9 protein-coding genes are annotated in these 10,852 nt (G+C 41.9%); 5 read left to right on the top strand and 4 right to left on the bottom strand.

The annotated features are described in order from the left end of the window. Positions 1 to 16: 16 nt before the first annotated feature. Positions 17 to 1,060: a methylmalonyl Co-A mutase-associated GTPase MeaB gene (gene meaB / locus J0654_RS08335; RefSeq protein ID WP_207027597.1), complete on the bottom strand. Its 1,044-nt coding sequence runs from the start codon at positions 1,058 to 1,060 to the stop codon at positions 17 to 19. Between the two features lie 210 nt (positions 1,061 to 1,270). Here meaB and J0654_RS08330 point away from each other — a divergent pair, with 210 nt between their 5' ends. The 4 genes from J0654_RS08330 to J0654_RS08315 all read left to right on the top strand — a co-directional run bounded on the left by J0654_RS08330 (position 1,271) and on the right by J0654_RS08315 (position 4,409). Next, complete coding sequence (locus tag J0654_RS08330; protein ID WP_207027596.1) at positions 1,271 to 1,696, top strand: Ohr family peroxiredoxin; 426 nt, start codon at positions 1,271 to 1,273, stop codon at positions 1,694 to 1,696. A 206-nt stretch (positions 1,697 to 1,902) separates the two neighbouring features. After that, positions 1,903 to 2,385 carry an RNA polymerase sigma factor gene (locus tag J0654_RS08325; RefSeq protein WP_237685940.1) on the top strand — a complete coding sequence of 161 codons (483 nt, stop codon included), beginning with the start codon at positions 1,903 to 1,905 and terminating at the stop codon, positions 2,383 to 2,385. Beyond that, on the top strand, positions 2,375 to 2,977 hold the full coding sequence (locus J0654_RS08320; RefSeq protein WP_207027593.1) for a hypothetical protein: 603 nt from the start codon (positions 2,375 to 2,377) through the stop codon (positions 2,975 to 2,977). The genes J0654_RS08325 and J0654_RS08320 overlap by 11 nt, the downstream gene beginning before the upstream one ends. Then, positions 2,949 to 4,409, top strand: coding sequence for a hypothetical protein (locus tag J0654_RS08315; RefSeq protein ID WP_207027591.1), 1,461 nt, complete (start codon positions 2,949 to 2,951; stop codon positions 4,407 to 4,409). Before J0654_RS08320 ends, J0654_RS08315 begins: the two co-directional genes overlap by 29 nt. Before the next feature lie 84 nt (positions 4,410 to 4,493). Here the strand turns inward: J0654_RS08315 and msrA are convergent, their stop codons facing one another. Continuing rightward, positions 4,494 to 5,189: a peptide-methionine (S)-S-oxide reductase MsrA gene (gene msrA / locus J0654_RS08310; RefSeq protein WP_207027589.1), complete on the bottom strand. Its 696-nt coding sequence runs from the start codon at positions 5,187 to 5,189 to the stop codon at positions 4,494 to 4,496. A 401-nt stretch (positions 5,190 to 5,590) separates the two neighbouring features. Between msrA and J0654_RS08305 the strand changes: the two genes are divergently transcribed. Then, positions 5,591 to 5,827 (top strand): hypothetical protein, encoded by a 237-nt coding sequence (locus tag J0654_RS08305; RefSeq protein WP_207027588.1) that lies wholly within the window; start codon positions 5,591 to 5,593, stop codon positions 5,825 to 5,827. Between the two features lie 160 nt (positions 5,828 to 5,987). Here J0654_RS08305 and J0654_RS08300 read toward each other — a convergent pair whose 3' ends face one another. Both J0654_RS08300 and secA read right to left on the bottom strand, forming a co-directional pair. Continuing rightward, positions 5,988 to 7,208 (bottom strand): sensor histidine kinase, encoded by a 1,221-nt coding sequence (locus J0654_RS08300; protein ID WP_207027585.1) that lies wholly within the window; start codon positions 7,206 to 7,208, stop codon positions 5,988 to 5,990. Between the two features lie 162 nt (positions 7,209 to 7,370). Beyond that, positions 7,371 to 10,733 carry a preprotein translocase subunit SecA gene (gene secA / locus J0654_RS08295; RefSeq protein WP_207027583.1) on the bottom strand — a complete coding sequence of 1,121 codons (3,363 nt, stop codon included), beginning with the start codon at positions 10,731 to 10,733 and terminating at the stop codon, positions 7,371 to 7,373. Positions 10,734 to 10,852 lie beyond the last annotated feature (119 nt).

The following is a 10,852-nucleotide window of genomic DNA, read 5'->3' as shown; positions in this document are numbered from 1 at the left end:
AATTTATTGCTTTTATTTAAAGTTCCTTGGTAATCTTGTCCAATAGGATTTTTGCGGCGTAAAACGGTGAAATTTTGTTTCCTTCAATTTCTCTCAACAACTTGGCTTGTTCAGTTTTAAAAGTTTCCTTTTGATGGAAAAATTGTTTGATGTATTCGTCCACGGTCTGAAGGAACCAGTTTTTGTTTTGTTGTTGTCGGTTCTTTTCAAAAAAGCCATTTTCCTTATTGTGTTCCACAAATTGCTGCACCATTTCCCAGATTTCTGCAATCCCTGTTTTCTCCAATGCGGAACACTGCATTACTTTGGGTATCCAGCCGTTCGCTTTGGGCGGATACAGGTGCAATGCCCTTGAAAACTCGGTCACAGCTAGCTTGGCGTGTTCTAAATTATTACCATCCGCTTTATTGATAGCTATGGCGTCGGCCATTTCCATAATACCTCTTTTTATACCCTGGAGCTCGTCGCCGGCACCCGATAATTTCAGCAGAAGGAAAAAATCCACCATACTGTGCACGGCAATTTCACTTTGGCCAACCCCTACGGTCTCTACTAGGATTACATTGTATCCTGCAGCTTCGCAGAGCATGATACTTTCTCGGGTTTTCTGTGCTACACCGCCCAAAGAAGTTCCTGAAGGGGAGGGGCGGATAAAGGCATTGGGGTCTTTGGCCAAGGTTTCCATCCGGGTTTTGTCCCCTAGAATGCTTCCCTTGCTCAGGGAACTGGTAGGGTCCACGGCCAAAACGGCCACTTTGTTGCCTTGGTCGGTCAAAGTTTTGCCCAAGGTTTCTATAAACGAACTTTTACCAACTCCCGGAACCCCCGTAATTCCCACGCGAATACTATCGGTAGGTCTGGAAAGACACTTTTCAATAACGGCATTGGCTTTTTCAAAATGGGCTGTTCTGGTACTTTCCAAAAGGGTTATGGCTTTGGCGAGCATTGCTTTGTTACCATCAAAAATACCTTTTGCCAGGGCATCGGCAGAAAGTTCTTTTTTTCTGAGTGCCTTGATTTTGGAAATGGTATCCCAGGGTGTTTTATTATCGTCTGCCAAGAGTACGGGTCATCGGTTTATACGAATTTATAAAGAATTTACGGGTTTATGGGAACTAGAATGGGAATACAGCTTACTTTTTGATTCCTCCATTTCACAAAAATTTAATACCTGTTTAAGCAGACATCCGCCTACAAATTGCTACCTTTTGATTCCATAATCGGTTACCCTTGAGGTGCTGGTTGATACGAACCTATAAACATTTAAAAGATGAAGACTATTTTTGAGGCCAAGGCCACTAATACAGGAGGAAGGTCCGGACACGTGAAGAGCGAAGATGACGTTTTGGATTATGCCATCAGCATGCCTACCTCCAAAGGAAAAACCGACCCAAAATCAACGAATCCGGAAGAACTTTTTGCTGCAGCTTATTCCAGTTGCTATGGAGCAGGTCTTCAAGCTGTTGCCAAAGAGCACGGTATTGAAGATCTAGGGGATTTCAGTGTGACGGCCACCGTAGCCCTCAACACAGAAGAAGAAGGCTTTTTCTTGGAAGCAACCTTGGATGCATATTTGCCTACAGTTGATAAAGCAATGGGGGAAACTTTGATGAAAGACGCCCATGAGATCTGCCCTTACAGCAAGGCCACACGCGATAATATTACCGTGCACTTAAATTTGTTGATGGACGAATAAGTGACGTAACCTTTTAATTATGAGCCCCGTTGAAAACATCAGCGGGGCTTTTTTTGTTAAAAATGCGCTAAAAACTCCCTAATTTGCAACGTTGCATTTTTTGCATCGTCATTAATACAGAACAACTAAAACAACCGGACATAGAACCAAGTGTGCTCCATATCGAGCTTGTAGAAAAATGCAAGGCGAACGACCGTCAGGCGCAAATGAAACTGTACCGTCAGTATTGTGATGGTATGTTCTGTGTGGCTATGCGATTTCTTAAAAACGCTGATGACGCGGAGGATGTATTGCAGGATTCGTTTATAAAAGCGTTTCAGCGGATTGAGCAATTTAAGGGCGATGTTACGTTCGGGGCCTGGTTGAAAAGAATTGTAGTGAATGGCAGTATCGATTTTTTAAAATCGAAACATCAACGAACAGTGGAACTCAATGAGAGTTATTTACAGGTGGCAGCGGAGGATGATTGGTCCGTGGAGGAAGGAATCTCCATTGAGCAAGTGAAGGAAGCCATCGAAGAACTGCCTCAAAAATATAGATATGTTGTGCAACTGTTTTTAGTGGAAGGATACGATCATGCTGAGATAGCCGGAATTTTGGGCATCACGGAAACTGCATCGCGGACCCGATTGCTAAGAGGAAAGGCACAATTGAAAGAGAAATTAAAAGATTTGGCTTATGGCACGTGATCTCAGAAAATTATTTGAAAAAGAAAGGGAGCAGAAAAGATTTAAAATGAAGGAGGGGCACGAAGACCGTTTTTTTGCCAAGCTGGAAGAAGAGTTGCCCAAGGACCCGCCCAAACGAAAGGTGATTTCGTTGTGGATGCAGATTGCAGCTTCAGTTGTTGTAGCTGTGGGGTTGTCCTTCTATTATTTTAACAGTAATGGAGGAACAGTTGACCCAGATGAAAAAATAATGGTTGTAGATCGGGATAATCCAAGTAAAGAAGCCCAGGGTATTTCCTTGGGGGATTTATCTCCGGACTTAAAAAAGATAGAAACCTATTATACCACCAACATTAATCTCCAGCTGTCCGAATTGGCCGATGATCCGGGAAACAAGGATCTTGTGGATAGCTATATGGACCGGTTGGCGGAACTGAACAAGGAATACCAAAGACTGAACCAAGAGTTGAACGAATTGGGCCCCAATGATCAAACCATAGGTGCCTTGATCAATAACCTACAGCTACGGTTGCAGTTGTTGCAAAAGTTAAAATCAAAGTTGAATCAATTAAAATCATCAAAAAATGAACAGGAATCATCAAATATTGTTTAGCGGATTGCTTCTTGCCTTGGTTGGATTTACCGGCCAAGCGCAGGAGAAGTCCAAAACCTACAAGGAGACTTTCAATGTCAATAAGGACACTGAACTCAACATTAATACCAGTTATGCCGATATTGAGTTCGATACTTGGAACAAAGATCAGGTAGAGATTACGGCGGTAATTGAGCTGGAAGGAGTAGACCAGGAGGAGGCAGATTCTTATTTTGAGCGGGATTTGGTCAAAATAATGGGGAACAGCAAAGAAATAGAGATAAGCACAGAAGGTGCGGGTCCCAATTATGCCTACGATTTTAGAACGGTGAATATCGATATTCCCGAAATGCCTTCGGTCGCCGAGATTATTGCCAATGTTGAAATCCCTGAAATCTCTGAAATTGTGATTCCAGAAATCGCGGTAATGTCTTCAATGCCGCCCATGCCACCATTACCCCCAATTGAGTTTGATTACGACGCTTATAAAAAGGATGGTGACAAATACATGAAGGAATGGAAGAAGAAGTTCGATAAGACGTTTGATGAAGAATACAAGGAGCGTTTTGAGAAATGGGGCGAAGAGATGGAAAAAATGGCAGAGGAGCGTGAGGCGCGACGTGAAGAGCTGAGGGGAGAACGGGAAAAACTCCGTGAAGAGCGCGAAAAAGTCCGTGAAGAAATGCAGGAGCGAATTAAAGAACAGCGAGAAGAGATCCGCGCTCAACAAGTAGAGATCAGGGAAGAGCAAGCGGAACTTAGAAAGCAGCTCCGTGAAGAGGCAAGGACCATTCATGGAAGTCCAAATGTGTTCTATTTTTCAACTGACGGGAAACATAAAGAGTATAAGGTCAAAAAACGAATCATCATCAAAATGCCGAAGTACATTAAGGTAAACATGAATGTACGCCACGGTGAGGTAAAATTGGCGGAAAATGCCAAAAACATCAACGCAAGCTTGTCCTACGCAAGCTTGCTTGCCTCAACCATTGATGGCGCCAATACCGATATTCGAGTATCGTACTCCCCGGTCGTGGTGCAAAATTGGAACTATGGCAGCCTTAGCGCGGATTATTCCGAAAAGGTCAATTTAAAAGAGGTCAAGGAACTAAAACTGAATTCGATATCATCCAATGTGGTTATTGGTAGATTGGACAGCAAAGCATTGGTGACCAATAATTTCGGGGCATTGAGTATTGATGAGGTGGCCAATGGATTTAATACCATTGACATATCCATGGAAAATGGGGAGTTGGATTGTAAACTTCCGGAAACACCTTATGTTATCTCGGTGAACGAAACAACTTCGGGATTTACATACCCAAAAACATTGAAGTTGACATCCACCAAAAAGCAAGGAGCCAATTTGCACACTGGTTATAACATTAGTAAGAATGATGGTAAAACCATTAAGATCAACTCCAAGTTCAGTGAGGTGGTTCTAAAGAACTAGTCTTGTTGCACCAGTCCCAAGGAACCACCTCGAACCTATTGGTCAATATAACTCTTCAACGACCGAAACCTACCAAGTCATTTATCAGTGAGCATCTTCCTTAAGGTAGGATTTAAAGTTTTCCTTGAAACGATTTAGTCTCGGAATCGAAACATTTCTGATATAACTGTTATTGGGATTTCGCTTTTCGTAGTCCTGATGGTATTCTTCCGCCATATAAAATTTTTCGAAAGGGGTCACCTCCGTTACTATAGCGCGGTCGCCATAGGCATTCTCAGACTCAAGTAAGCTAATATAATCTTGTATAATCTTCTTCTCCTCCTCATTTTTATAAAAGGAGATAGATCGGTATTGGGCACCACGATCGGGTCCCTGTCGGTTTAGTGTTGTTGGGTCGTGCGAACCAAAGAACACTTGCACCAATTGTCTAAAGGATATAACATCGGGGTCGTAATAAACTTCCACAGCTTCTGCATGATGCGTTCTGCCATAAGAAACCTCTTCGTAGGTCGGATTTTTTTCCGAACCACCGGAATAACCGGAATAAACCTCTTTAACGCCCTTAACGCTTTCAAAAATAGCTTCCACGCACCAGAAGCATCCACTGGCAAAATATGCGGTCTCATATTCCTGTAGTTCCTCTGCGGTCAATTTAGTTGCCATATAGGCGTTGGATTCTTCCTTTTGTGCCACTTCTTGCTTGTTGGACTTGTTTTTGGGTTGGCAACTTACCGATGCCAATAAGAGTAGAATTAAAAATGGAGTTCTCACGATTTTCATTTTAGTTTCTTGTTTAGTAGTAATAAGATAACAACAATTACTCGGGTGGCCGTTAAAAAATGTTAATCATCCAATTTAGATTTCAAAATACCGCTGAAGGTTATAATTGATATTTGTCATTTTTAGTTGTTTTTTCCTACATAAACTTACAAAATTATAATCCTTTTCCTACAATTAAAGAATTGGTCCTCAAGCAGTTACAAAGCTTCAAAATGATGAATAATCGATGAAATGCACATGCGTTCGGTATGTTGTTTTTAGGGTCAAAAACGTTCGTCGAGGATAAAAAACACTTCACCCGAAAAAAAATTATTCACCGAAAGAAAGGGGTCATTGAGCGATGGAAATCGAGTTGAGCTTGTTCGCGAAAGTAATTTTACATCGTAAAACAAATCAAAGACATGAAGACAATTTTTACCATCATCGCTCTAACTTTTTTCGGAACAATGGCTTCTGCCCAGGATATTTCCAAAGAAATTAAAGTCGATGCCATTTCTGAAGGTGTTGAGTTGAATATTGAAATCAACGAAACCATCAAACAGGATACAAGAATGGTAAGGTTGTACAAGTTTAAAAACTCCCGTATTAAAAAGGAGCTTTCTTTTAAGACTAAAAAGGACAGAGCTAAATTGGCATAATTATGATAGTGGATATTTTAGTACCCTCCGTGTTGTTTCTTAGTGTTTCCTTTGTTTTGGCAAGTATTGCCTTTTCCTTTCGAGAAAGAAAAAGTATTGAAGTTTAAGTTTATATTGGAATATATTAGGACAGGTCGGTTTTACGCCGGCCTTTTTTTATCTATGAATCCACAGAGTTGAATTCTTCGATGACCTCTTCGAACTCGATACAGTAGTGGGTACCTTTCTTTGAATAGTCTCGACTAATAGATCCCCTAAGTTGGCGAGCTAGGTTATAGATAAGTTTTAATCCCAAGGAATTGGAGGTCTTTGGGTTTATTTCCTCTGAATAACCAACGCCATTGTCACCTAAATACATTTTGTAACGGTTGCCATCCAATTTTTCTACCGAGATATGTACTTCTCCATCGCTACCCTCGGTAATACCGTATTTTAAGGCATTGGTGATGGTTTCATTTATAATCAGGCCCAAAGGGATTACGGTGTCGATACTTAGTTTGTAGTCGGCTATGTCCAAATTCACCTTAACATTTCGATTGCTTCCTTTTACAGAACGTACCAAATAATCACAAAGCTCTTTTACGTAGGGCTCCAGTTCTATTTTTGAAAGGTAATCATCCCGTTTATACAACATTTCGTGTACCATTGCCATTGAAACAACACGGTTTTGGCTGCTTTTTATGATATTGCTGATTTTGCTGTCGTCAATAGCTCTGGACTGCAAACTTAGAAGACTGGAAACAGTCTGGAGATTATTTTTTACCCGGTGGTGAACTTCTTTTAAAAGTGTTTCTTTCTCTTCAATGCGCTCCTGTATCTCGTTGCGGGATTTGTATAGTCTATGGTGTGCCCTTAGAAGATTCTTACCAAAAACACCTCCAAGAAGATACACTGCGAAAACTACACTCAAATAGGCAAACCAATTTCTGGACTCCAATGGTACCGTATTCTCGGAGATGCTGAAATCACCAGTGTCATAAAGGAAGAGAAGCGTCAGAATCGCCAAATTTATAATAAGGTATAATTGACCAAAAACCTTGGTCGTTACATATCCTGCAAAAACAATTATGGCCAAAACAAAAATAAAGGGACTTTCTATGCCACCACTGTAAATGGTTATAATTATGGCACCTATCATGGATAGGATGGAGGTTAAATTATAGGTGAGCGTTAACTTATGGTGCTTTTGATAAAGCAATGTATTCAATAGGTTTAGGATGGCATATCCTATAAAGGTATAGGTGATTACTCCTTTTATATCCAAAAAGAAAAAACATACCAATCCAAAAATGGCAGCAAAGAAGGATGAATTGTAATTAACCTTCAGTATCAAATCAATCTTGTCTTGTAACCGATATTTATCCTTAACAGGAATATTCATATACTGCGCTGATTGTTAACTTTCTTGCTACCTTGGGTTGATTTGGGTGTGGCAAGAAAGTTTGCATGGGGTGTTTAATAGTGTAAATCTAACTATGTTTTTGATATAAAAAAAGTGGCAGCTTTAATAACTGCCACTTTATAAGTTTTGTTTATGTTGGTTTTAGTCATTCACTAAAACCCACTCTCCTTTATCTATCAAGGGCTCCGCCTGCTTGTACTTTACGGTTTTACTTTCGCCGGACATCACATTTTTGATGGTCACCCTTTCGTTTCTGCCAATTTTTGGCTTTTCGCGAACAATAGTTTCGGTTACTTGTGGACGTTGTCCTTGTGTTTGACCAGCTGCTCTGTTCTGAGCGGCCAATTCGTCGCTGTTCGGAATCTCCTCTTTTGAGGTCTGGATATTTTCCTTTGGTCTGCGAACGTTTCTGGCTTCTTGGATTTGAGCGGTATTTTCGGTGGGCAATTCTCCTTTGAAAAGGAAGGATATCACTTCTCGGTTTACCTTATCCATCATCTCCTTGAAAAGCTCAAAAGCCTCGAACTTATAGATCAATAATGGATCTTTTTGTTCGTGGACGGCCAATTGCACGGACTGTTTCAACTCGTCCATTTTACGCAAGTGGGTTTTCCAGGAATCATCGATGATGGCCAGCGTAATGTTTTTCTCAAAATCAGTGATCAACTGCTTTCCATTGGTATTATAGGCCTTCTCCAAGTTGGTCACAACATTTAAGGACTTGATACCGTCCGTAAAGGGAACTACAATGCGTTCGAATTTGTTGGACTGATCCTCATAAACCTTTTTGATGACCTGAAAGGCAACGGTGGCGCTACGTTCCATTTTTTGTTTGTAGAAGTCGTAGGCTTCATCGTTGATTTTGTTGGCGATTTGTTGGAAGCTCATTTTCTTGAAATCCTCTTCACTGATCGGTGAAGTAATGGAGAAATATTTGATGAGCTCGAACTCAAAGTTCTTGTAATCATCTGCCATTTTGTTGGTCTCGGCGATAGCTTCACAAGTATCGTAGATCATATTGGCGATGTCCACTTTTAAGCGTTCACCTTCCAATGCGTGTCTTCTTCTCTTGTAGATTACTTCACGCTGGGCGTTCATTACGTCATCGTATTCCAACAAACGCTTACGGATACCAAAGTTGTTTTCCTCTACTTTTTTCTGGGCACGCTCAATGGATTTGGTCATCATGGAGTGTTGGATCACTTCACCATCTTCCAAGCCCATGCGGTCCATCATTTTGGCCACACGGTCAGATCCGAACAAACGCATCAGGTTATCTTCCAAGGAAACGTAGAACTGAGAACTACCAGGATCTCCCTGACGTCCGGAACGACCTCTCAACTGTCTGTCCACACGTCTGGAATCGTGGCGCTCTGTACCAATAATGGCCAGACCTCCTGCTTCTTTTACTTCTGGGGACAGTTTAATGTCGGTACCCCTACCTGCCATGTTGGTTGCAATGGTCACTACGCCACCTTTACCTGCTTCGGCTACGATATCCGCTTCTTTTTTGTGGAGTTTTGCGTTCAATACATTATGAGGAACCTTGCGGACACTCAATAGTTTGGACAGTAACTCGGAAATCTCAACGGAAGTGGTACCGATCAACACAGGTCTTCCTGCTTGCGAAAGCTTGGTAACCTCGTCGATGATGGCATTATATTTTTCCCTTTTGGTCTTGTAGATCAAATCTTGTCTGTCGTCACGGGCAATGGGTCTATTGGTTGGAATTTCCATGACATCCAATTCATAGATTTCCCAGAACTCCCCTGCTTCCGTAACTGCGGTACCTGTCATACCGGACAGCTTATTGTACATTCTAAAGTAATTCTGGAGTGTAATGGTCGCAAAAGTCTGGGTCATTGCCTCGATTTTTACGTTCTCCTTGGCCTCAATGGCTTGGTGGAGTCCGTCCGAGTACCTACGACCGTCCATAATACGGCCGGTTTGCTCGTCCACGATCATTACCTTGTTGTTCATTACCACATATTCCACATCTTTTTCAAAGAGGGTATATGCTTTCAACAACTGGGTCATGGTATGGATACGCTCGCTTTTTACGGCAAAATCCTTAAAGAGCTCTTCTTTGAGCTCAGCTTCCTTTTCTATTTCAAGGTCTTGACTTTCGATTTTTGCAATCTCACTTCCGATATCGGGCATCACAAAAAATTCTTTGTCCTGGTCTGTGGAGATATATTCCACTCCCTTATCGGTAAGTTCTATTTGATTGTTTTTTTCATCGATAACGAACAATAGGTCCTCGTCCACTTTGGGCATTTCCCTATTGTTGTCCTGCATGTAGAAGTTTTCAGTTTTCTGGAGCAATTGCTTAACGCCCTCTTCACTCAAAAACTTGATGAGTGCCTTGTTTTTTGGAAGACCGCGATGTACACGTAGCAAAAGGAAACCACCTTCTTTGGTATTTCCTTCTTTGATAAGCTTTTTGGCCTCGGCCAAAACACCTGTCAAATGCTGACGTTGTTTTTGAACAATGTTGGAAACCTGTGGTTTGAGTTCGTTGAATTCATGACGGTCTCCTTCAGGTACCGGCCCTGAAATGATCAGGGGGGTACGGGCATCATCGATCAATACGGAATCCACCTCATCCACAATTGCGTAGTGGTGTGGCCGCTGTACCAAATCATCCGGAGTGTGCGCCATGTTGTCACGCAGGTAATCAAACCCGAATTCGTTGTTGGTTCCATAGGTAATATCTGCATTGTAGGCGGCTCTTCTCCCATCGGAGTTGGGTCTGTGCTTGTCAATACAATCTACAGAAAGCCCGTGGAATTCGAATATCGGGGCCATCCATGCGCTATCCCTTTTCGCCAAATAGTCGTTTACCGTTACCAAGTGCGCTCCTTTGCCCACCAATGCGTTGAGGTAGAGCGGGAGCGTGGCCACCAATGTTTTACCCTCACCCGTTTGCATCTCGGCGATTTTACCTTGGTGTAGGGCTATTCCACCGATGAGCTGCACATCGTAGTGTACCATGTCCCAGGTGACTTCTTTTCCTGCGGCATCCCATGAGTTTTGCCAAACCGCTTTGTCACCTTCCAATGATACGTAATCCTTATCACCCGAAAGTACTCTGTCGAATTCGCTTGCTGTAACAGTAAGGGTTTCGTTAGCGGCAAATCGCTTGGCAGTTTCCTTCACCACAGCAAAGGCCTCCGGCAGTATATCGTTTAATGTTTTCTCTGAAATTTTGTATGCTTCTTCGTTGAGCTTGTCGATTTCTGAGTAGATTTCCTCGTTGCGGTCAATATCGTTGGAATTTTCGACCTCTGCCTGTAGTTCGGCTATTTTATCGTTGACCTCTTTGCAATCTTCGGCTATTTTGGTCTGGAAAGCGGTGGTTTTTTGTCTCAGTTCGTCATGTGACAATCCTTCGAGCTCTTGCTCAAAGGATTTTATCTCTTTCACTAAAGGTTGCAGGGACTTTACATCCTTCTCCGATTTATCTCCTACGAATACCTTAAGTACGGAATTAATAAAACTCATGAAATATTTTTTCTTATGATTGTCAAAAGCTGTTCCATTGATGGGATTACGATGGAATTCTTTCGCTAGGCTGCCAAAATTACATAAAAAAAAGCCTCAAATGAGACTTTTTAACGTGG

Origin of the sequence: Flagellimonas profundi (assembly GCF_017313275.1) — a bacterium.
GTDB classification, from domain to species: Bacteria; Bacteroidota; Bacteroidia; order Flavobacteriales; family Flavobacteriaceae; genus Flagellimonas; species Flagellimonas profundi.
This window is presented reverse-complemented; position numbering and strand designations above follow the sequence as displayed.

Bases quoted from the DNA above. Each gene is read 5' to 3' on its own strand.
- J0654_RS08330 (WP_207027596.1), top strand. From the start codon at position 1,271: ATGAAGACTATTTTTGAGGCCAAGGCCACTAATACAGGAGGAAGGTCC.
- J0654_RS08325 (WP_237685940.1), top strand. From the start codon at position 1,903: ATGAAACTGTACCGTCAGTATTGTGATGGTATGTTCTGTGTGGCTATG.
- J0654_RS08320 (WP_207027593.1), top strand. From the start codon at position 2,375: ATGGCACGTGATCTCAGAAAATTATTTGAAAAAGAAAGGGAGCAGAAA.
- J0654_RS08315 (WP_207027591.1), top strand. From the start codon at position 2,949: ATGAACAGGAATCATCAAATATTGTTTAGCGGATTGCTTCTTGCCTTG.
- msrA (WP_207027589.1), bottom strand. From the start codon at position 5,189: ATGAAAATCGTGAGAACTCCATTTTTAATTCTACTCTTATTGGCATCG.
- J0654_RS08305 (WP_207027588.1), top strand. From the start codon at position 5,591: ATGAAGACAATTTTTACCATCATCGCTCTAACTTTTTTCGGAACAATG.
- J0654_RS08300 (WP_207027585.1), bottom strand. From the start codon at position 7,208: ATGAATATTCCTGTTAAGGATAAATATCGGTTACAAGACAAGATTGAT.
- secA (WP_207027583.1), bottom strand. From the start codon at position 10,733: ATGAGTTTTATTAATTCCGTACTTAAGGTATTCGTAGGAGATAAATCG.